Source organism: Pseudomonas sp. NPDC087029 (assembly GCF_044745345.1).
GTDB lineage: Bacteria > Pseudomonadota > Gammaproteobacteria > Pseudomonadales > Pseudomonadaceae > Aquipseudomonas > Aquipseudomonas faucium.
This window is the reverse complement of record NZ_JBIVAB010000005.1, coordinates 286915-305973: the sequence shown is the minus strand read 5'-3', so window position 1 is coordinate 305973 and position 19059 is coordinate 286915. Positions and strand designations below refer to the sequence as shown.

The window sequence follows — 19059 nt, the reverse complement described above, 5'->3', positions numbered from 1 at the left end:
CGTTTCTCCTTCCTCAACGTTGAACGGTACGACGCGCGGTGTAATCCACCCCTTCAGCTTCTACCCACAGCACACGGTCACGACGACGGCCGCCGAACAGCGCCGCCAGGCTGGCGAAGAAGGCCCCGCAAAGCAGCGCAACAAAGGTCCACAGCGCAGTCCACGCCGCCACCTTGGCTGCGGTATCGGCTGCCTGCTGTGCCTGCACCTTGGCTTGCTGCACTTGCGCGAACACCTGGTCCACGCGGGCCTCGGCCTCGGGCTGAGTCAGACGCGTGCGTTGCGCCACCAGTTGCGCCAGGTAAGTGCGGTCGCCCTCGGCGAGCGTGCCCTGGGTGATGGATTTGGCGATGATCCGCGCGGCGATACCGTTGGCGGCATCCTCGCTGACCGGCGCCGGGCCGTCGCCACGGAACAGGCTGTCGACGAAATAGCCATTGGGGTCAGGCTTGGGCGCCATGCTGGCGGCGGCGCCAACAGCGCTGGCCCCGGCCTGCATACCGGCGCTGGCGATACCGCCGGCAGTGCTGACGATCAACATGGCCGCCACCAGCGTGGCCACTGCCCAGGCAAGGAAGCCGTGGGCGGTGTCGCGAAAGTACACTTCATCGCCATGCAGGTTGGCCCACTTCACCCGCAACCGCCCGGCAATGTAGCCACCCAGGCCGGACGCGATGATCTGGGTCAACAGCAGCCAGATGATCGTCGAGATGCCCAGCGCCTTGGCGCTGGCACCTTCATTGGCCCAGGGCGAAGTCGCGGCAAAGCCAAGACCCGCCCCCAGCACCACCAGGATCAGGGAAAGGGAAGCCGCCGCAGCGGCACCGGCAAAGATGGCCGCCCAGGACACGCCTGAGCGTGACTGAGCATCGGCATAGGGGTAATCGGCAGAGGGGATCATGGGATTTTCGCCTTTGTTGTGAGCAACAGGACCAGTCGCGTAGAGGTAGGTGCAGGGGCTGTGCCAAATGTGTCAAAAGATGACTTCCATGAAATTCAATGGGTTAGCCTGGCTTCCTTTTTTCTTGTCGTGCAAAACACCCGGTTTGCCGCAAATGCCTCAGGGTTTATGCAATGCCAGCAGCCCGGCACTGGCTTGCCTCCGTTCGCGCCCCTCGGCACTATCTGCACATGAGCTCGAACACCCTCCCCGACGGCCCCGAACAAACGCCGATCACTGCCGAAACGGTCCTGCGCTACCACCTGTGCTGGAAGCATCGCGACCTCGACGGCGTGATCGCGCTCTATCACCCCGACATCCAGTACCACGACTTCTTCCAGAACCGCGTGCTCGGCTACCGCGAGCTGCGCGACTACGTGCGCGCCTGCCTGCCCCACGAAGCCGGCGAAGACATCGTCCACAGCGACCGCATCCGCGTCGATGGCTGCACCGCGTTCATCCAGTACCAGGTCACCGTGCAGGGCGGCGAAGGCCTGGTGGCGTTCCAGTCCAGCGAAGCGATTACGGTCAGGGACGGGCTGATCTGGCGGGTCAACGAATACGCCACGCTGGTTCGGCAGAACAGCCAGGGCCTGGCGCGAAGCGGACCGCGCCCGGCCACCAGCCGCCTGGGCCTGTCGCCGCGGCAACTGTCGACCATGGCCCAGGACCTGGAGCACTACTTTCAGCGCCAGCGCCCCTACCTGGACCCGGAGCTGGACCTGCAACAGGTGGCCGAGGCCAGCGGCTACAGCCGCAACCAGATCTCCTACCTGCTCAACCAGGTGCTCGGCCAGAGCTTCTACCGCTACGTCAACCAGGCGCGCCTGCAACATCTGATGGCCAGCCTTGGCCAGGGCAGCCACGCGGCCTCGATCGACGACCTGGCCTTCAGCGCCGGTTTCAACTCGCTGTCGGCCTTCTACAAGTGCTTTCGCGCGCACACCGGGCTCACGCCCAAGGCCTACCTCAAGCAAAATTCCCTGCGTGCACGCACGTAGGACAGCCAAGCGCCAAGCCCACTAGCATCGCCCACAGACCAAGACGGATGTGGAGCCGAACCCGATGCAACCCCTGCGCACGCTAAGCCTGTGGATGGACCAGCTCGACGAGCCCCTGTGCGCCCGCCCGGCCCTGCGCGAAGACCTGGACCTGGACGTGTGCATCATCGGCGCCGGCTACACCGGCCTGTGGACCGCCTACTACCTCAAGCGCCAGGCGCCGCACCTGAACATCGCCGTGCTCGAAGCCAACATCGCCGGCTTCGGCGCCTCCGGGCGCAACGGCGGCTGGCTGATGGGCAACCTGCTCGGCGAAGACCGCCTGCTGGCCAGCTTGTCGCCGCAGCAACGGCGCGCCAGCATCGACCTGCTGCAGGGCATCCCCGACGAAGTCCACGGCGTGCTGCAGCGCGAGGGCATCGATTGCGATTTTCGCAAAGGTGGCGTGCTGTACTGCGCCGCCCGCTACCCGGAACAGGAGCGCACCCTGCGCGCCTACCTCGACGACCTGTACCGCCAGGGCATGCGCGAAGAAGACTACCGCTGGCTCGGCCCCGAACAGTTGGCCGCGCAGTTGCGCGTGAGCAATGCCTACGGCGCCATCTACAGCCCGCACACCGCGACCATCCAGCCAGCCAAGCTGGTGCGCGGCCTGGCCCGGGCAGTAGAAGCGCTGGGCGTGCCGATCTACGAAAACACCCCGGCCATCGACTGGCAGCCCGGCGAAGTGCGCACGCCGCTGGCACGCATCCGCTGCCAATGGATGGTGCCTGCCGTCGAAGGCTACGCCGCCAGCCTGCCGCCGCTGGGCAAGCACCAGCTGCCGGTGCAGAGCCTGCTGGTGGCCACCGAACCCTTGCCCGAGTCGACCTGGCAGGAGATCGGCCTGGCCCAGGGCCAGGCCTTCAGCGAGAACAGCCGCCAGGTCACCTATGGCCAGCGCAGCGCCGACAACCGCCTGGTGTTCGGCGCGCGCGGCGGCTATCGCTTCGGCGGCCGCCTGCGCGAGGACTTCAACCTCACCGAGGCCGAAGTGGAGCTGCGCCGCTACCTGTTCAGCGAACTGTTCCCGCAGCTCAAGCACGTGCGCATCACCCATACCTGGGGCGGCAACCTGGGCATGGCGCGGCGTTTCCGCCCGCACATGCTGTGCGACCGCCAGCGCGGTATCGCGCTGTCCGGCGGTTACGGCGGCGAAGGCGTCGGCGCCACCAACCTGGGGGGCCGCACCCTGGCCGCGCTGATCCTCAACCAGCGCAACGAACTGACCGCCCAGCCCTGGGTGCTCGACAACCGCCCCTTGTCGAGCCTGGCCGGCTGGCCGCCCGAGCCCTGCCGCTGGCTGGGCTACAACGCCATCATCCAGAGTTTCGTCCACGAGGACCGGACCCTCGCCAACCCCGCCAGTGCGCCCTGGAGGCGGCGCCTGGCCAGCTCGCTCGCGGACTTCATGGAAGGCTTCATGCACTGACTTCCCTTTCATCTGCACAGGACCCACCTGCAATGAGCATCACCCAGTTCAAACACACCGACAGCGCCGTGCTGGACAGCGCCAACCCGGTAGCCGTCCCCCTCGGCGAGCCCGTATCAGTGGCCTCGGTCACCTGCGTGGAGCGCAGCGACGGCGTCGAAACCGGCATCTGGGAGTGCACCCCCGGCCGCTGGCGGCGGCAGATCGTGCAACAGGAGTTCTGCCATTTCATCAAGGGCCGCTGCACCTTCACCCCCGACGGTGGGCAGACCTTGCACATAGAAGCCGGAGACGCACTGATGCTACCGGCCAACAGCACCGGCATCTGGGACATCCAGGAGACCGTGCGCAAGACCTACGTTCTGATTTTCTGATCCGCTGATCGCCTGCCTTCGATAACAACAGACAAAGCAAGGTAAACCCGACATGCGCACCCTCCTTCTCGCTCCCCTGATGCTGGCCGCCAGCGTGGCCAGCGCCGCCGACACGGTGAAGATCTACAACTGGTCCAGCTATGTCGCCCCCGACACCCTGAAGAACTTCCAGCAAGCCACCGGCATTGTCCCGACCTACGACGTGTACGACAGCAACGAGACCCTCGACGGCAAGCTGATGACCGGCAACTCCGGCTACGACGTGGTGTTTCCGTCCAACCACTTCATGGCCCGGCAGATCCAGGGCAAGGCCCTGAAGAAGCTCGACAAGTCGCAGCTGCCCAACTGGCAGAACCTCAACCCGGTGCTGCTCAAGGCGCTGGAGGTCAACGACCCGGGCAACCAGTATGGCTTCCCGTACCTGTGGGGCAGCACCGGCATCGGCTACAACATCGACAAGGTCAAGGCGGTGCTGGGCGACAACGCGCCGGTCGATTCCTGGGACCTGATCTTCAAGCCCGAGTACATGAGCAAGCTGAAAAGCTGCGGCGTCGCGGTGCTCGACAACGGTCCCGAGCTGCTGCCGATCGCCCTGCACTACCTGGGCCTGCCGCACCACAGCCAGGACCCGAAGGACTACGAAAAGGCCAAGGACTTGCTGATGAAGGTGCGGCCGTACATCAGCTACTTCCACTCATCCAAGTACACCGGCGACCTGGCCAATGGCGATATCTGCGTGGTGGTGGGCTTCTCGGGTGACGTGCTGCAGGCGAAGAACCGCGCAGACGAGGCGAAGAACGGGGTGAAGGTGGGCTATTCGATACCCAAGGAAGGCGCGCCGATGTGGTTCGACATGGTCGCCATGCCGGCCGATGCGCCGGACGAAAAGGCGGGCTACGCCTACATGAACTACCTGCTGCAGCCGCAGGTGATGGCCAACATCAGCAACCACGTGCAGTACGCCAACGGCAACCTCAAGGCTGACGCCCTGGTGGACCCGGCGATGAAGGGCAACAGCATGATCTACCCGAGCGACGAGGTGATGGGCAAGCTGTATGCGCTGGAGGCGATGCCGGCCAAGATCGACCGCATTCGGACGCGAATCTGGACCAGTATCAAGGCAGGGAACTGATACGGGGCCGCTGCGCGGCCCTTTCGCGACACAAGGCCGCTCCTACAGGCGTCATGCGATGCCTGTAGGAGCGGCCTTGTGTCGCGAAAGGAGGGCAAAGCCCTCCCCTGCAATCAGTGATGCTCGCGGGTCGCGCGGAACTTGATGTCCGGCCAGCGCTCTTCCATCAACGCCAGGTTGACCCGGGTCGGCGCCAGGTAGGTCAGGTGCCCACCGCCGTCGATGGCCAGGTTCTCCATGGCCTTGTTCTGGAATTCCTCGAGCTTCTTCTTGTCATCGCAGGCAATCCAGCGCGCCGACCACACGGTGATCGGCTCGTAGGCGCACTCGACCTTGTACTCTTCCTTCAGGCGGCTGGCGACCACGTCGAACTGCAGCACACCCACCGCACCGAGGATGATGTCGTTGCTGCGCTCGGGGAAGAACACCTGGGTGGCGCCCTCTTCGGCCAGCTGCTGCAGGCCCTGGCGCAGCTGCTTGGATTTCAGCGGGTCCTTCAGGCGCACGCGGCGGAACAGCTCCGGGGCGAAGTGCGGGATACCGGTGAAGCCCAGCGCCTCGCCTTCGGTGAAGGTGTCGCCGATCTGGATGGTGCCGTGGTTGTGCAGGCCGATGATGTCGCCGGCATAGGCCTCTTCCAGCTGCTCACGCTCGGAGGAGAAGAAGGTCAGCGCATCGCCCACGCGCAGGTCCTTGTTGATGCGCACGTGGCGCATCTTCATGCCCTTTTCGTACTTGCCCGAGCAGATGCGCATGAAGGCGATACGGTCGCGGTGCTTGGGGTCCATGTTCGCCTGGATCTTGAACACGAAGCCGGTGAACTTCTCCTCGACCGGCTCCACGGTGCGCTCGTGGGCCACGCGGCCGAGCGGGCGTGGCGCCCAGTCGACGACGGCGTCGAGCACGTGGTCGACACCGAAGTTGCCAAGGGCAGTACCGAAGAACACCGGGGTCAGCTGGCCATTGATGAACTCTTCCTGGTTGAACTCGTGGCAGGCGCCCTGCACCAGCTCGAGCTGCTCGACGAACGAATCGTACTGGTCGCCCAGGTGCGCGCGGGCTTCGTCCGAGTCCAGGTTCTGGATGATCTTGGCTTCGGTGCGCTCGTGGCCGTGGCCCGGGGTGTAGACCACGATGTAGTCGCCGGTCAGGTGATACACGCCCTTGAAGTCGCGGTAGCAACCGATCGGCCAGGTGATCGGCGCGGCCTTGATCTTCAGTACCGCTTCGATTTCGTCGAGCAGTTCGATCGGGTCGCGGATGTCACGGTCGAGTTTGTTGATGAAGCTGACGATGGGTGTGTCGCGCAGGCGGCAGACGTCCATCAGGGCGATGGTCCGCGGCTCTACACCCTTACCGCCGTCGAGCACCATCAGCGCCGAGTCCACCGCGGTCAGGGTGCGGTAGGTGTCTTCGGAGAAGTCTTCGTGGCCGGGGGTATCGAGCAGGTTGATCATGTGCTCGCGGTACGGGAACTGCATCACCGAGGTGGTGATGGAGATGCCGCGCTGCTTCTCCATTTCCATCCAGTCGGAGGTGGCGTGGCGGTCGGACTTGCGCGACTTCACGGTACCGGCGACGGCAATGGCCTTGCCCATCAGCAGCAGCTTCTCGGTGATGGTGGTCTTACCGGCGTCGGGGTGGGAAATGATTGCGAAAGTGCGGCGCTTCGCGACTTCGGCGGCCTGGTTGGTCATGGGAAATCGCCTGACTGGGGATCGAAAAGGGGCAGTATCATACCTGAAGTCGCGCGCGAGGCCAAAATGCGCACCGCCGAACGTGTTGCGCATTATCGCCGCCCGATGAAATCAGGCGCGTGAAACCGGATCCTCTGTAAACCCCTCGAGGGTGACCGGTGCGCGCCCAGGCAAATGCGCTACCAACTCCAGCCTACCGCCCATCGCCTCCAGATAAGTGCGCAGGGTTGAAATCAACATATCGCTGCGATTTTCAACTTTCGAGACGTTCCCCTGGCGCACGTCGAGACGCTCCGCCATCCCTTCCTGAGTGATCTCAAGCTGCTTGCGCAGCGCCTGGAGCGTCATTTCTTCGCGGATAAGTTCGCGGCCGCGCTTTTCGACTTTCGCTCTGCGCTCAGGTGAAAGCTCGCCCATCACATCATCAAGTGTCTTGTACATGTTCTCGACCTCTGGACAGATGCCGATCAAAGCGCTCATCGGCGCGCTCGATCAAACTCCGATAAAACCTACGTTCACTCATGCCCGCTTTATCACCAGCCACTAGCAGCAGTGCACAACGTGCCCTGTCGAAAGCGAACGCGACTCGCCAGACACCGCCATCAGCACTAAAACGCAGCTCTTTCATGTTCGAATGCTTCGAACCATTCAAGGTATCCACGCGCGGTCTCCCCAAAGCAGGCCCCCGGCGCTCAAGCAGATGAAGCTGGGACAGCAGTTCATCCTGTACCTCCTCGGCCAATTGCTCAAACTCGACCATGAACTCCAAGCACATCCCTATAGACCACACGGCAAAAAATACCTCCGGAGGAATATTCCATCAAGTGAATATTCAGTGAATTCCAGGAGAAATATTGCCCTTCGGCCTGGCGGCTCAATAGCAGGTAATACAACGCCATTAAGTAGGTTTTGCATTGTTTTTCCGTAGGAAAAATCGCTGCCCCCAGTGATTAACACTGGCCAAATGCCGCCTCAGATGGGAACCTTTACGCCCTCGGAGACGTCCACTCCCCTGCAACCCGCTTCGCTTGGGGAATGGTTTCATCAGCATTTTCGGGCCCGACGGGGTTCGGCTCATGGCCTGATCGCAGCCTTCGGTTGCTTCACGCTGCTACTCGCGAACACACCACTCGCTGCCAGGTATGGCCGGCCAAAAAAAGAGTGTGCTCGCCGACAACACAAGGAGTCCGCCTGTGGCTACACGCTACGGAAAAGGGCTGTTGGGATGGGCCGCCGTGCTCGTCATCCTGGCCCTGCTGGTCCACTGGATCGGCATCGACACGATCGCGCATTATCGCGACGATCTTGGGTTCTACCTGCAAGCGCACCTGGTTCTGGTGCTGGCTTCGATGGCGGCGGCGTTGGCCGTGGGCATCCCCGCTGGCATTGCCTTGAGTCGACCGCACCGGGTCGACAAAGCCGAGCGCTTCATGCAGTTCTTCAACGTTGGCAACACCATTCCCCCCCTGGCCGTTCTGGCCATCGCCCTGAGTATCCTGGGCATCGGCGCCGGGCCCGCGATCTTCGCGCTGTTCCTCGCCTCCCTCCTGCCGATCGTGCGCAACACCTACGAAGGCCTGAAAAACGTCCCCGCCTCGCTCAAGGAAGCCGCCACCGGCATCGGCATGACCCCGCGCCAGCAGCTCTGGCAGGTGGAGTTGCCCAATGCCGTGCCGATCATCGTCGGCGGTGTGCGGGTGGCCCTGGCACTCAATGTCGGCACCGCGCCGCTGGCGTTCCTGATCGGCGCCAACAGCCTGGGCAGCCTGATCTTCCCCGGCATCGCCCTGAACAACCAGCCACAGCTGCTGCTGGGCGCCGCCTGCACGGCGCTGCTGGCCCTGCTGCTCGATGCGCTGGTGAGTTTCTCCAGCAGACGCTGGCTGGAACGCGGCCTGGCCCACTGACAAGAGGGAACGTATGAAGAAGACAATCGCCTTGCTCCTGGGCGCGGCCCTGCTGTTCGCAGGTGTTGCCCAGGCAGCGGAAAAACCGCTGATCCGCGTCGGCGCGCGGGTGTTCACCGAACAGACCGTGCTCGCCGAAATCACCGCCCAGTACCTGCGCGCCAATGGCTTCGAGGTGCGTGTTACCGGCGGCCTGGGCAGCAGCCTGGCGCGCCAGGCCCAGGAAACCGGCCAGCTCGACCTGATGTGGGAATACACCGGGGTGTCGCTGGTGTCGTACAACCACATCGACGAACGCATGCCCAATGCCGAGGCCACCTACGCCCGGGTCAAGCAACTGGATGCCAAGAAAGGCCTGATCTGGCTGACCCCGTCGAAGTTCAGCAACACCTACGCCCTGGGCCTGCCCAAGCAGGTGGCCGAGGCGTATCCACAGGTCAACTCGATCAGCGACCTGAACCAGGTGCTGCGTGACGAAAGCCAGCGCAACCACCTGATCGCGCTGGACACCGAGTTCGCCAACCGCCCCGACGGCCTGGTCGGCCTCAAGGAGATGTACGACCTGCAAGTGGGCCGCGCCAACATCCGCCAGATGGATGCCGGCCTGGTCTACACCGCCATGAGCAATAACCAGGTGTTCGCCGGCCTGGTGTACACCACCGACGGGCGCCTGAACGCCTTCAACCTCAAGTTGCTCGAAGACGACAAGCACTACTTCCCGGACTACACCGCCGCCCCGGTGGTGCGCCAGGCCGTGCTCGACGCCCACCCGCAACTGGTCGCCCTGCTCAAGCCGCTGGCCGAGCAGCTCGATGACGAAACCATGCGCCAGCTCAACGCCAAGGTCGACGTCGAGCACCAGAGCCCGACCAGCGTCGCCGCCGCGTTCCTGCGTGACCACCCGCTGAGCGAGGTACAGCCATGAATCTGCTCGACGCCTTCACCCACCTGGACTGGGCCCTGGTGCTGCAACTGACCTGGCAGCACATCATGCTGGTCGGCATCGCCGTGGGCCTGGCGATCCTCTTCGGCGTGCCGCTGGGCATCCTCATGACCCGCTTCCCCGCCCTGGCCGGCCCCCTGCAGGCCAGCGCCACGGTATTGCTGACCATCCCCTCGATCGCCCTGTTCGGCCTGCTGCTGCCGTTCTACTCCAAGTTCGGCCAGGGCCTTGGGCCGCTGCCGGCGATCACCGCGGTGTTCCTTTATTCGCTGCTGCCGATCCTGCGCAACACCTACCTCGCGCTGACCAACGTCGAGCCCGGCATCCGTGAAGCCGCGCGCGGCATCGGCATGACCTTCGGCCAGCGCCTGCGCATGGTCGAGCTGCCCATCGCGGTGCCGGTGATCCTCGCCGGTGTGCGGACCGCCGTGGTCATGAACATCGGCGTCATGACCATCGCCGCCACCATTGGTGCCGGTGGCCTGGGCGTGCTCATCCTCACTTCCATCAGCCGCAGCGACATGTCGATGCTGCTGGTCGGCGCCGTGCTGGTCAGCCTGCTGGCGATCATCGCCGACCTGCTCCTGCAAACCCTGCAACGTGCCCTGACTCCAGAAGGACTGCGCTCATGATCGAACTCAAGAACCTCAGCAAGACCTTCAACGTCAACGGCAAGGACGTCAAAGCCGTGGACGCGGTCAGCCTGACCGTCAACGAAGGCGAAATTTGCGTGTTCCTCGGCCCCTCGGGCTGCGGCAAGAGCACCACGCTGAAGATGATCAACCGCCTGATCACGCCCACCTCCGGCCAGGTGTTCATCAACGGCGAAGACACCAGCGGCCTGGACGAGGTGACCCTGCGCCGCCACATCGGCTACGTGATCCAGCAGATCGGCCTGTTCCCCAACATGACCATCGAGGAGAACATCACCGTGGTCCCGCGCCTGCTGGGCTGGGACAAGCAGCGCTGCCACGACCGCGCCCGCGAGCTGATGAGCATGATCAAGCTCGAACCCAAGCAGTACCTGCAGCGCTACCCACGCGAGCTGTCCGGTGGCCAGCAGCAGCGTATCGGCGTGATCCGCGCGCTCGCCGCCGAGGCGCCAGTGCTGCTGATGGACGAGCCGTTCGGCGCGGTCGACCCGATCAACCGCGAGATGATCCAGAACGAGTTCTTCGAGATGCAGCGGGCGCTGAACAAGACCGTGATCATGGTCAGCCACGACATCGACGAAGCGATCAAGCTGGGCGACAAGATCGCCATCTTCCGCGCCGGCAAGCTGCTGCAGCTGGACCACCCGGACACCCTGCTGGCGCACCCGGTGGATGATTTCGTCAGCAACTTCGTCGGCCAGGACAGCACCCTCAAGCGCCTGCTGCTGGTGCGCGCCGAAGATGCCGCGGACAACGCGCCATCGGTGAGCCCGGAGACGCCGGTGGGCGATGCCCTGGAGCTGCTGGACGAGCACGACCGGCGCTACGTGGTGGTAACCGATGGGCAGAACAAGGCGCTGGGCTATGTGCGCCGGCGTGACATGCACCGCCAGCAAGGCACTTGCGGGGACTTCCTGCGCCAGTTCAATGCCACGGCGTCGCACGATGAGCACCTGCGCATCCTGTTGTCGCGCATGTACGAGTTCAACCGGGCGTGGCTGCCGGTGCTGGATGCCGAGCAGGTGTTCCTTGGCGAGGTGACCCAGGAGTCGATTGCGGCCTACCTGAGTTCGGGGCGATCGCGGGGCGGCAAGACCAGCATCGTGTCGCCGGCCGAGGCGGCGGTTTCCTAGAGCGCTGGGGGCGCTTTGCGCCCCCAATCGCGGGGCAAGCCCGCTCCCACAGGATCTGCGCAAGACCTGTAGGAGCGGGTTTACCCGCGATGCATGCGACGCCTTATCAGATCCCTACGCTGGCCTTCACAGAGAAGATCCGAAACTCACCACGAACCATAGGGAATTCCGTAGCGCTCGATGTAGGCCTTGGACTCGGGTTCCAGGGGCAAGGCGTATTGACCATCACTCTGCCCGCCATCCGGCCCCTTTTTCACGATCCTGCCCTGCACCCGTGCGACATCGAGTGCGGGCAAGCAGGCCCCCATGAGCCACACCCGAGCCACGCCGCCCGGGGCCAGGCCGATACTCAGCATGTCGCGATAGTCCGTGATCCATTTTCCGTCAAAGATGCAATAGGCCTTTTCACCCACGAGCATCGCCTGCCGACTCGCCTCGGGTATCACGATATAGGCCTCATAGGTCTGCGGCTCGACCAACGACTGCCAGCGCACGTAGAGCAACCGAGGCAGGTCGGCACCCAGGACCTGCTTGCCTTTTCCCGCACCAGGCTCGTTCGGCCAGCCCCGCGGATCGCCCTGGAAGTTCTTGGGGGTATTGATCGCGGCAATCCCGCTCATCGCGCGGCGGAACACGCGCTCCTGCACGTCCACCGCATCGGCGCTCTCGATCCACACTTCCATGTAGTTGGGTGCGAACAGCCCCAACCACCACGAATCGTACGGCAGCCGGTGGACGCCATGGGTACAGCCGCTCAAGCAGAGCAGCAGCCCCAATGACAGCAACGTCCGCAAGCACTTGCTCACTGCATCACCACGAACCATAGGGAATTCCGTAGCGCTCGATGTAGGCCTTGGATGTGTCGGACAACGGCCTGTGCCGCCCATTCGACGTACCGTCATAGGGACCAATCTTCACCACTGTGCCCTGCACCCGTGCGACATCGAGTGCGGGCAAGCAAGCCCCCATGAGCCACACCCGAGCCACGCCGCCCGGGGCCAGGCCGATACTCAGCATGTCGCGATAGTCCGTGATCCATTTTCCGTCAAAGATGCAATAGGCCTTTTCACCCACGAGCATCGCCTGCCGACTCGCCTCGGGTATCACGATATAGGCCTCATAGGTCTGCGGCTCGACCAACGACTGCCAGCGCACGTAGAGCAACCGAGGCAGGTCGGCACCCAGGACCTGCTTACCCGCACCCGAACCAGGCTCCTTCGGCCAGCCGCGTGGATTGCCCTTGAGGTTCTTGGGGGTGCTGATCGCAGCAATCCCGCTCATCGCACGGCGAAAGACGCGCTCCTGCACGTCCACCGCATCGGCGCTCTCGATCCACACTTCCATGTAGTTGGGTGCGAACAATCCCAGCCGCCACGAATCGTAAGGCAGCCGGTGGACGCCATGGGTACAGCCGCTCAAGCAGAGCAGCAGCCCCAATGACAGCAACGCCTCCAGCCTATTCATTGGGGTGTTCCTTACGCCGCATTCCCGTAGCTGGGCGATTGATGAACACCACGTCCAACCCACTGTCGTTCCAGCCTTTGGCCGCATTCCAGTTCGCCGAAAGGTGGATGTAGCGACGCCGTAACAGAGCATTCTCTTCGGGGGTCAACGGCATGTAAGCCTGGCGCAGGGCAAAGGCCTGGAGCTTGGCGGCAATGGGCTGGAGCTCTGCTGGCAAAGCTGTCCGGTTGTCATCCGGATCGATAGGATCGAACGCCACCCCCGCACGTACCGCCAATTCGCGCATGATGCGCAGGTAAACCAAAGAAAGTTCGCCGCGCACCTCTCGTTCACCGGTAATTGCGGTATACACACGTTTTTCAGCCACGCTGTCTCGTCCCCGCTGCTGAACGGGTACTGACCAGGTGGCGATGTCCAGACCGGCAGGTGGCACGTAGGTCAGCCAGTGGTTCGCTTCTTCATGGAAACGCTGGCGGGTACGCGAAAAGGCGGCGCTGCGCGCGTTGGCGAGGGAGGCGACTTCGACGCTGCTGTCCGGCTTGCTCAACAGCAGCTTTTCGCGCATCCAGGGCTGGTAGCCGCCGCCGATGTCCGAATGACAGCCGGGAAGCTCGATATCCTGCTCGGCCTGGGTCAGCGAGAAGTTGTGGCGATACTCGTCACGCGCCACCAGGTGGATGACCTGGCGTGCCACACCTGGCGCAAGGCGCAGGTCGAGCCCGGGGTTGTCGGCATTGTGCGGGCTGAAATCGCCATGACCCGGCGAGACGATACCGGCCACAGTGTCGAATAGGCCGATGAAGTTGAGGGTGAAGTCGCTGCGATGACGCCAGGCGAAGGATTCAACGAACCCAGGCGTTCCAACAGGGATGGCGCGAGCCAGCAAGCTGCCCGGCCCCTTGAGCAGGTCATTGGCACAATGCCGCGCCGCCGCCGCGCCTCGACTGAAGCCGAACAGGTCGACTTCGATCCGGCGAACCTTCACCTGCGGATTCGCCGAAGCGAATCTACGCAGCTGCTTCATGACCAGGTCCGGCATCTGCTCAACCCGTGCCACCACCCCCGTGCTTCCCTTGCCGGTGCCTTGACTGTAGAGAGAGTCGGCCAGGCCGCTGCGGGTGCCTATGCCTTCAAGATACACCTTGAGATAGGCTTGGTCGGCCTCGGGCAGCAGTCGCTCCTCGCTCTGGTCGGGGTACAGGTCATGCAGGCGTGCAACGTTACTAACGCCATTGCCGTAACTGTTGTCGGGCCCGTTGCCTTGTCCGTCATAGCCGTAAGCGGCGCAGTACTGGCGAATATCCTCGGCGACCTGCTGCGCCATGCCCAGGCCGGACGCATGGCAACCTTCGGTAGCGGCACTGTTGGCCTGGTTGTTCCCGGTACCGTCGAAGAACAGGCCCAGGTGCAGCACGATGCCCGTCTCCTCGAGCAGTTCCTCCTCTTCTTCCTCTTCTTCCGGCAGGCTGTAGAAAGTCGGTTCGGCCGCACCATCCGCTGGCGCCACCGGGTGCGGCGCTGTAGCGACGACGCCGGGAGAAGAGGCTGCGGCACTGGGAGCGCGCCTTGACTGGTAGGTGGCGTTGAGCAACGACGGCAACAGCCGAGCACGGCAAGGGCAACCGCTGAAACTGTCCAGCGTACCTGCCACCAGAGCACCGTGACTGCGTATGTACCAGACGCCACCCACGATCCGATAGACCTTGCCATCCTTGCCACAGGAAACCCGATCCCCCTGGCGTGCATGGGCAATGCCGAACATCATGACCTGGGGGTCGGCTTCCAGTACTACGCCACCACAGGTGGTCTGGTCGCCCTGACGAATGAAATGCCCTATAGCCACTGAATCCCTCTCTACGAACCGCCCGCAAACGCAAAGTGCGCAGGCGTTGTTGGTCATGGATTACCGGCCCACCCGCAGAGGGGTTGGGTCACCCGGTACCGAACCGCAAGGGTCGAGGGGTGGTACTTCACAGGTAAATAGGACGCGTCCTAGAGCGTTGTAGGAAACTTCTAAGCATCCGGCGCAGGGCACCGAACCGATCGGAAAGGGCCGCGAAGCGGCCCCGGAAATCGCGAATCAGAACCCTACACTGGCCTGCACATAGAAGGTGCGCGGCTCACCCACATAAATGCCGGCGTTGTTGTCGCTGGAGCGGGTGAAGTACTGCTTGTCGAACAGGTTCTTCACCCCCGCCGCCACTTTCAGGTTCGACAGCTTCGGCCCGAAGTCATACCCCCCACGGGCATGCCAGGTCACGTAACCCGGAATATCGCCATACTGCCCGTCAGCGCTCGGCTCGGTGATGTAGTCGCCGTTGAAGCTGCCATCGGCGTTGATCCCGGTGCCGGGTGCGCGCTGCTTGGATTGGGCGAAGGCATCCAGGTTCCAGGTCCAGCGGTTGACCTGGTAGCGCACGCCGGCGGTGGCCACCTGGCGCGAGTAGAACGGCAGGTCACGGCCCTTGAAGCCGGGGATGTCACCTTCGTAGGTGGCGCGGGTATAGGTGTAGCCGCCATTGACCGACAGGCCCGCCAGACGCGGATCCAGGCCCTCCAGGTCATAGCGCGCCGAGGCCTCGATACCCTGGTGCTTGGTCGCGCCCAGGTTGGTCCAGCCCACATCGTTGCTGATGTACTGCAACTCGTCGTCGAAGTCGATGTAGAACGCCGTCAGCTCGCCGGCGAAGCCGCCGTTGTCATAGCGCGTACCGATTTCGTAGGTCTTGGCCTTTTCCGGCTCCAGGCCATTGGCCGTGCTGTTGCCGGTACCACCCTGGCCCAGCTGGAAGTACTGCAGGCTGCCGAACGAGGTCTCGTAGTTGGCGAACAGTTTCCAGGCGTCGGAGATGTGGTACATCACGCTCAGCGCCGGCAGCGGCTCGTTGCTGGTGATGCTGCGGTTCTTCTCCGGCACCGGGCGGTTGTTGGCGTCCAGCACCGGGCGGTCGCGCCAGTCGGTGTTGATGTGCTCGAAGCGAATGCCCGGGGTGATGGTCCAGTTGCCGATATCGATCTTGTCATCGATGTAGTAGGCGCTGGCCTCGGTGCCGCCGCTGCGGTCCTGGAACACGTGGCCATCGGAGGTCGGGGTCGGCGTCGGCACGTTGTCGATCAGGGCCAGGCGGGTCGACTGCTCGCGCATGGCTTCCTTCAGGTAACGGTAGCCAACGCTGACTTCCTGGGTGGCGGGGCCGGTGAAGAAGATCCGCGACACCCGTGGCTCGATGGCGAAGGTGTGGTAGTTGCGCGGGTACGACGACAACGTCTTCATGTCACGCGAGGCGATGGCGCTGCCGCGGAAGCTGTCGGTGTAGTAGGTCAGCACTTCGAACTGGGTGGCTTCGTCGAGCTGGCGCTGCCACTTGAACGACACGTCCTTGCGCCGCCCGGCGAAGTAGTCGTAGTCGCGCAGCGACTGGTACGGGTTGCTGTCGTATTGCGCCTGGGTCAGGCCGCCGGGCATGTCGGCGCGGCCATCGTAGTAGTGGAAGTTGAGCCAGAACTCGTCGACGTCGGTGGGCGCCCAGTGGGTCTTGAGGATGACGTCGTCGATGTCGTTGCCGTTGTTGCTTTCACGGTAACCGTTGCCGTTCACCCCGGTGTACAACAAGGCCACGCCCATGCCGTTGTCGGCGGTGCCGCCGACGAAGGCCGATTCGGTGTGCTTCCAGCCGCCATGCTGGGACGTCTCCAGGGTGGTGGACAACTCTGCCGAGGGCTTCTCGGGGATGGCGCGGGTGACGAAGTTGATGACCCCACCGACGTTCTGCGGGCCATAGCGCACCGAACCTGCGCCACGCACCACGTCGATGCTGTCCAGGTTGCCCGAGGAGATCGGCGCCATCGACAGCTGCGGCTGGCCATAGGGGGCGAAGGCCGCCGGCACGCCATCGATCAGCACCGTCGAGCGCGGCGACAGGCGCGAGGTCAGGCCGCGCACGCCGACGTTGAGCGACAGGTCGCTGCCGCCGGTGCCGTTGGAGTCCTGCACCTGCACCCCGGGGATGCCGCGCAGCACATCGCGCACGTTCATCGCGCCCTCTTCCACCATCGCCTCGCGACGCACCACGGTACGCGCACCGGGGTGGTTCTGCACCACGGCCTGGTCGGCATCGCCCAGCCAGTCACCGACCACCTTGATGTCGGTGGGCGCCAGCTCCAGGCTGCCGCTACCCAGGTCGACCGTGCTCGGCAGCGGCTTGACCACCACGGTGTCCTGGGACATCTCGTAGGTCAGCCCGCTGCCCTGCAGCAACTGCTGCAACGCCTCTACCGGCGTCAGCTGGCCGGACACCGCCGGCGCCTGCTTGCCAGCCACCAGCTCCGGGCTGAAGAACAGCTGCAGGTTGGTCTGCTGGCCCAGCTGGCTCAGCGCCGAGGCCAAGGGTTGCGCCTGGATCTGGATGGCGGCGCCGGCCTGCGCGGCCTGGCTGTTGACGGCCACGGCGCTGACCGCAAGGGCCAGCGCCAGGGCGCGGAAGCGCGGGAAAGGCTTGTTGTTGTTCACGTCGTCAAAACATCCTGAAGGTCGGGATAACGCCAATCGCATGCAAATGTAAATGCTTGGCAGTTGCAGCTGGCGGGGAAGACGAACGAGCGGAAAAAAACCTGAATCTATTTCGCGATTATTTCTCGCGAACCATCTTCATGGGCCTTGATGGCCACCGGCAGGATGCTCGGCAAGGCGCGCAACAGGGCGTCGGTGTCGTCGATGCTGAAGGTGCTGGACAGGCGCATCTGCGCCACCTTGCCCGGCGCGACCCGCAGCGGCTGGGCGCGGTAACGCGAGGCCTCGGCCACCACCTCGGCCAAGGTGGCGTTGTCGAACACCAGCTTGCCCTGGCGCCAGGCGGTCAGCGAAGCGGCATTGACGGCGTAGGGGGCGGCGACGTTGCCGTGCTCGTCGATGTGCGCGCCTTGCCCGGCCCCCAGTTGCGCCAGCGCACTGCCCTTGCCCTGCACGCGCACCGAGCCTTGCTCGACGGCCACGCGGGTGGCGGCCGGGTCCTGGCGCACATCGAAGCGGGTGCCTGTGACCGTCACGCTGCCCTGGGCGGTGTCGACCACGAACGGCCGGCTGCTGTCATGGGCAACGCTGAACATCGCTTCGCCCGCGCGCAGCACGATATGCCGCCGGCCCGGGCTGAAGTCGACCTGCAGCTCGGTGGCGCCATTGAGTTCCAGGTGCGAGCCGTCCGGCAGTTGCACCTGGCGGCGCTCGCCGAAGGCGGTGTGCAAGGCGGCCTGATGATTGAGCTGCTGATACTGCCAGCCGCCCCAGCCCAGCCCCAGGGCCACCACCGCCACGCCGGCCGCCAGCGCCTGGTGCAGCAGCCGCCGGCGAGGCAACTGGCGCACCGGCTCGGGTTGGCACAGCGCTTCGAGGCGCTGGCGCGGGATGAAGTCAGTGGCCTGCCACAGCCGCGCGAGCTGCTGGTACTCCTGCCGATGCACAGGGTCAGCCGCCAGCCAGGCCTCGAGCCGCGCCTGCAGCCCGGCATCACGCGGCGCATCCTGCACGCGGGCGAACCATTCGGCCGCCTGCTCGCGGACGCTATCGATAGCGTGCTGTTTCATGGGCAAGGTCTCCTGACTCATCATGCCGACACATCCAGGTGCTCACGCAGATGTCGGAGCGTGCGGATCATATACTTTTCGACCATGTTCTTGGTCAAACCCATGCGCTCGGCGATCTCGGCCTGGGTCAGGCCCTCGATCTTCTGCCAGATGAACACCCGCCGGCAGTTGAGCGGCAGCTCGGCCAGCGCCCGCTCGACACTTTCGGCCAGCTCCAGGGCATGCACGTAGGCTTCCGGGTCGCTGCTGCTGGCGGCCTCGTCGAAGGCCTCCAGTTCCAAGGCCTGGCGCCGGTCCTCACGGCGGAAACCGTCCACGGCGATATTGCGCGCCGTCTGGTGCAGGTAGGCGCGCGGCTGCTCGACCTGCTCGCGCGGGTTTTCCAGTACCCGCACAAAGGCGTCATGGGTGAGGTCCTCGGCCTGCTGCCGACTGCGCAGCTTGCGCGTCCAGGTGCCGATCAGCTCATGGTAGTGGTCGAGGAAGCCTTTGTGTCCAGACACGGTCTCGGTCGTCAGGGAGGCGGATGAGGGTGCGAATAGTAATGTTTCTCATCAATTGCGGCAATTCCGCCGATCGGTAACAAAAAATTTAAGGGAAATTTCATGCACCAAAGTGCCAGTTTTGGTGGCCATAAATATGAACACCTGTGGCCCCTTCGCGGGGCAAGCCCGCGCCCACGGAAAAAGCAGATCCCTGTAGGAGCGGGCTTGTCCCGCGAAGAGGCCAAGCGGTCTATTCCACAATTTTTTACGCTTGAAACA

General features: G+C 64.0%; 18 protein-coding genes. 8 read left to right on the top strand and 10 right to left on the bottom strand.

Annotated features, from left to right (window positions below; all coding sequences use genetic code 11):
- Positions 1-13 precede the first annotated feature (13 nt).
- Positions 14-901: a hypothetical protein gene (locus tag ACIPG5_RS12000; protein ID WP_401375161.1), complete on the bottom strand. Its 888-nt coding sequence runs from the start codon at positions 899-901 to the stop codon at positions 14-16.
- A gap of 230 nt (positions 902-1131) precedes the next feature.
- Between ACIPG5_RS12000 and ACIPG5_RS11995 the strand changes: the two genes are divergently transcribed.
- From ACIPG5_RS11995 to ACIPG5_RS11980, 4 genes are all read left to right on the top strand, one after another.
- The gene (locus ACIPG5_RS11995) at positions 1132-1941 is read left to right on the top strand and encodes a helix-turn-helix domain-containing protein (protein ID WP_401375158.1); all 810 of its coding nucleotides are present in this window, start codon (positions 1132-1134) and stop codon (positions 1939-1941) included.
- Between the two features lie 64 nt (positions 1942-2005).
- Positions 2006-3412, top strand: coding sequence for an FAD-binding oxidoreductase (locus ACIPG5_RS11990; RefSeq protein WP_176515391.1), 1407 nt, complete (start codon positions 2006-2008; stop codon positions 3410-3412).
- Between the two features lie 32 nt (positions 3413-3444).
- Complete coding sequence (locus ACIPG5_RS11985; protein WP_176515389.1) at positions 3445-3786, top strand: cupin domain-containing protein; 342 nt, start codon at positions 3445-3447, stop codon at positions 3784-3786.
- 52 nt (positions 3787-3838) lie between these two features.
- Entirely contained in the window at positions 3839-4918 is a 1080-nt protein-coding gene (locus tag ACIPG5_RS11980; RefSeq protein ID WP_401375155.1) for a polyamine ABC transporter substrate-binding protein, read from the top strand.
- A 113-nt stretch (positions 4919-5031) separates the two neighbouring features.
- On the opposite strand, the gene ACIPG5_RS11975 is transcribed toward ACIPG5_RS11980, so the two are convergent.
- The 3 genes from ACIPG5_RS11975 to ACIPG5_RS11965 all read right to left on the bottom strand — a co-directional run bounded on the left by ACIPG5_RS11975 (position 5032) and on the right by ACIPG5_RS11965 (position 7375).
- Positions 5032-6615, bottom strand: coding sequence for a peptide chain release factor 3 (locus tag ACIPG5_RS11975; RefSeq protein WP_176515385.1), 1584 nt, complete (start codon positions 6613-6615; stop codon positions 5032-5034).
- Positions 6616-6726: 111 nt separating this feature from the next.
- Positions 6727-7095, bottom strand: coding sequence for a helix-turn-helix domain-containing protein (locus ACIPG5_RS11970; protein ID WP_371871966.1), 369 nt, complete (start codon positions 7093-7095; stop codon positions 6727-6729).
- Complete coding sequence (locus ACIPG5_RS11965) at positions 7040-7375, bottom strand: type II toxin-antitoxin system RelE/ParE family toxin (RefSeq protein ID WP_236193538.1); 336 nt, start codon at positions 7373-7375, stop codon at positions 7040-7042. Before ACIPG5_RS11965 ends, ACIPG5_RS11970 begins: the two co-directional genes overlap by 56 nt.
- Before the next feature lie 433 nt (positions 7376-7808).
- Here ACIPG5_RS11965 and ACIPG5_RS11960 point away from each other — a divergent pair, with 433 nt between their 5' ends.
- The 4 genes from ACIPG5_RS11960 to ACIPG5_RS11945 are packed head-to-tail and all read left to right on the top strand — an operon-like array spanning position 7809 to position 11251.
- Positions 7809-8522: an ABC transporter permease gene (locus ACIPG5_RS11960; protein ID WP_176515381.1), complete on the top strand. Its 714-nt coding sequence runs from the start codon at positions 7809-7811 to the stop codon at positions 8520-8522.
- A 13-nt stretch (positions 8523-8535) separates the two neighbouring features.
- Positions 8536-9447 (top strand): glycine betaine ABC transporter substrate-binding protein, encoded by a 912-nt coding sequence (locus tag ACIPG5_RS11955; protein ID WP_176515379.1) that lies wholly within the window; start codon positions 8536-8538, stop codon positions 9445-9447.
- Positions 9444-10097 (top strand): ABC transporter permease, encoded by a 654-nt coding sequence (locus tag ACIPG5_RS11950; RefSeq protein WP_176515377.1) that lies wholly within the window; start codon positions 9444-9446, stop codon positions 10095-10097. The genes ACIPG5_RS11955 and ACIPG5_RS11950 overlap by 4 nt, the downstream gene beginning before the upstream one ends.
- Complete coding sequence (locus tag ACIPG5_RS11945) at positions 10094-11251, top strand: betaine/proline/choline family ABC transporter ATP-binding protein (RefSeq protein ID WP_236237371.1); 1158 nt, start codon at positions 10094-10096, stop codon at positions 11249-11251. The genes ACIPG5_RS11950 and ACIPG5_RS11945 overlap by 4 nt, the downstream gene beginning before the upstream one ends.
- A 146-nt stretch (positions 11252-11397) precedes the next feature.
- Here ACIPG5_RS11945 and ACIPG5_RS11940 read toward each other — a convergent pair whose 3' ends face one another.
- The 6 genes from ACIPG5_RS11940 to ACIPG5_RS11915 form a co-directional block, all read right to left on the bottom strand.
- Positions 11398-12075: a DUF2931 family protein gene (locus ACIPG5_RS11940; protein ID WP_401375146.1), complete on the bottom strand. Its 678-nt coding sequence runs from the start codon at positions 12073-12075 to the stop codon at positions 11398-11400.
- Positions 12062-12715: a DUF2931 family protein gene (locus ACIPG5_RS11935; RefSeq protein WP_401375144.1), complete on the bottom strand. Its 654-nt coding sequence runs from the start codon at positions 12713-12715 to the stop codon at positions 12062-12064. Before ACIPG5_RS11935 ends, ACIPG5_RS11940 begins: the two co-directional genes overlap by 14 nt.
- Positions 12708-14615, bottom strand: a complete 1908-nt coding sequence (locus ACIPG5_RS11930) for a PAAR domain-containing protein (RefSeq protein WP_401375141.1) — start codon at positions 14613-14615, stop codon at positions 12708-12710. The genes ACIPG5_RS11935 and ACIPG5_RS11930 overlap by 8 nt, the downstream gene beginning before the upstream one ends.
- 180 nt (positions 14616-14795) lie before the next feature.
- Positions 14796-17225 carry a TonB-dependent siderophore receptor gene (locus tag ACIPG5_RS11925; RefSeq protein WP_314617488.1) on the bottom strand — a complete coding sequence of 810 codons (2430 nt, stop codon included), beginning with the start codon at positions 17223-17225 and terminating at the stop codon, positions 14796-14798.
- Between the two features lie 107 nt (positions 17226-17332).
- Positions 17333-18295 (bottom strand): FecR family protein, encoded by a 963-nt coding sequence (locus tag ACIPG5_RS11920; protein ID WP_401375138.1) that lies wholly within the window; start codon positions 18293-18295, stop codon positions 17333-17335.
- A 20-nt stretch (positions 18296-18315) separates the two neighbouring features.
- Positions 18316-18798, bottom strand: coding sequence for a sigma-70 family RNA polymerase sigma factor (locus tag ACIPG5_RS11915; protein WP_401375135.1), 483 nt, complete (start codon positions 18796-18798; stop codon positions 18316-18318).
- Between the last annotated feature and the right edge of the window lie 261 nt (positions 18799-19059).

Bases quoted from the DNA above. Each gene is read 5' to 3' on its own strand.
- ACIPG5_RS12000 (WP_401375161.1), bottom strand. From the start codon at position 901: ATGATCCCCTCTGCCGATTACCCCTATGCCGATGCTCAGTCACGCTCA.
- ACIPG5_RS11995 (WP_401375158.1), top strand. From the start codon at position 1,132: ATGAGCTCGAACACCCTCCCCGACGGCCCCGAACAAACGCCGATCACT.
- ACIPG5_RS11990 (WP_176515391.1), top strand. From the start codon at position 2,006: ATGCAACCCCTGCGCACGCTAAGCCTGTGGATGGACCAGCTCGACGAG.
- ACIPG5_RS11985 (WP_176515389.1), top strand. From the start codon at position 3,445: ATGAGCATCACCCAGTTCAAACACACCGACAGCGCCGTGCTGGACAGC.
- ACIPG5_RS11980 (WP_401375155.1), top strand. From the start codon at position 3,839: ATGCGCACCCTCCTTCTCGCTCCCCTGATGCTGGCCGCCAGCGTGGCC.
- ACIPG5_RS11975 (WP_176515385.1), bottom strand. From the start codon at position 6,615: ATGACCAACCAGGCCGCCGAAGTCGCGAAGCGCCGCACTTTCGCAATC.
- ACIPG5_RS11970 (WP_371871966.1), bottom strand. From the start codon at position 7,095: ATGAGCGCTTTGATCGGCATCTGTCCAGAGGTCGAGAACATGTACAAG.
- ACIPG5_RS11965 (WP_236193538.1), bottom strand. From the start codon at position 7,375: ATGGTCGAGTTTGAGCAATTGGCCGAGGAGGTACAGGATGAACTGCTG.
- ACIPG5_RS11955 (WP_176515379.1), top strand. From the start codon at position 8,536: ATGAAGAAGACAATCGCCTTGCTCCTGGGCGCGGCCCTGCTGTTCGCA.
- ACIPG5_RS11950 (WP_176515377.1), top strand. From the start codon at position 9,444: ATGAATCTGCTCGACGCCTTCACCCACCTGGACTGGGCCCTGGTGCTG.
- ACIPG5_RS11945 (WP_236237371.1), top strand. From the start codon at position 10,094: ATGATCGAACTCAAGAACCTCAGCAAGACCTTCAACGTCAACGGCAAG.
- ACIPG5_RS11940 (WP_401375146.1), bottom strand. From the start codon at position 12,075: ATGGTTCGTGGTGATGCAGTGAGCAAGTGCTTGCGGACGTTGCTGTCA.
- ACIPG5_RS11935 (WP_401375144.1), bottom strand. From the start codon at position 12,715: ATGAATAGGCTGGAGGCGTTGCTGTCATTGGGGCTGCTGCTCTGCTTG.
- ACIPG5_RS11930 (WP_401375141.1), bottom strand. From the start codon at position 14,615: ATGACCAACAACGCCTGCGCACTTTGCGTTTGCGGGCGGTTCGTAGAG.
- ACIPG5_RS11920 (WP_401375138.1), bottom strand. From the start codon at position 18,295: ATGAAACAGCACGCTATCGATAGCGTCCGCGAGCAGGCGGCCGAATGG.